Genomic DNA, 986 nt, shown 5'->3' on the forward strand with positions numbered 1-986 from the left:
GCGGCCTGGGCAGCGGCCAAGGCGCCCGGTCCGCTGCATGCGTTTTTCGTGCGCATCCGCGCCCGGCGCGGCCATCAGATCGCCGCGGTGGCTGTGGCCCGGAAGCTCACCGTGCTTTGCTGGCATTTGTTGACGAAGGGCGAGGATTACCTGTGGGCGCGCCCGGCACTGGTCGCCATCAAGACCCGCGCGATGCAGCTTCAAGCCGGACATCCGCAACAGAAAGGCAGCCGGCGTGGGCCAGCGTATGCCTACAACATCAAGGCACTGCGCGACCGCGAGATGTTGATTGCCGCACAGGCGGAGCAAAGCTACGAGCGCTTGGTGACGCAATGGAAACCACGGCGGCCAAAAACCGGCGCGCGGGCGCCTCAACTCGGCAAGACAAAATAGGGCAGCCTGGTGGCGCTTGCAGCCGATGCGCCACGCTTCGCCACGAGGTCGCCCGCCCACCAAGGATAATCCCGCCTGACGGCAAGTGCCAGCCAGGAATGCAGTCCCGTTCCACGCCAGCATGCCGCCGTGCTCGGGCCGGTCAAGGCCAAGCCTTGCGGTGGCCGCAAACGCGGCCAGCCTTGACCGCCCCTGCGCGCGGCGGCTGCGAGATCGATGGCCGGGACGGAAGAATGGCCCGCGGCGCAGCCGAACAAAAGAATGGACGTCCGCGATTTCTGCAATCGTCATCTCGGTCATGAAAAAAAACGCTTGTCCATCTCATCCGTCGTCCGCAAGTGTTTCCAGTGCTCGGCCGGGAAGTCGTAGAACGCCAGTAGCGTGTCTCGATCCTTGCTCAGGCAATCGGCGGCCTTCTCGTACTTCAGCGCGTAGCTCTCGATGAAGGTGTCGAACGCCAGCTCGGCGGCGAGCTTCGTTTCAGCCATCCAGATCTCCTGCAACGCGCGTTTGGCCTTCGGCTGCTGGCTCTTCGGCAACTTGGCGAGCACGTTGGCGGTCTTGTGCACCCAGCAGCGCTGCTCGCGCGTTTT

The 986-nt window shown here is 64.4% G+C and carries 2 pseudogenes; one reads left to right on the forward strand and one right to left on the reverse strand.

Annotated features, from left to right (window positions below):
• A pseudogene (locus IVB27_RS25135) lies at positions 1 to 385 on the forward strand (IS110 family RNA-guided transposase); the annotation flags it as partial.
• Positions 386 to 698: 313 nt separating this feature from the next.
• Here IVB27_RS25135 and IVB27_RS25140 read toward each other — a convergent pair.
• Positions 699 to 986 (reverse strand): annotated as a pseudogene (locus IVB27_RS25140) (transposase); the annotation flags it as partial.

Source organism: Bradyrhizobium sp. 197, assembly GCF_023073375.1.
Lineage (GTDB): Bacteria > Pseudomonadota > Alphaproteobacteria > Rhizobiales > Xanthobacteraceae > Bradyrhizobium.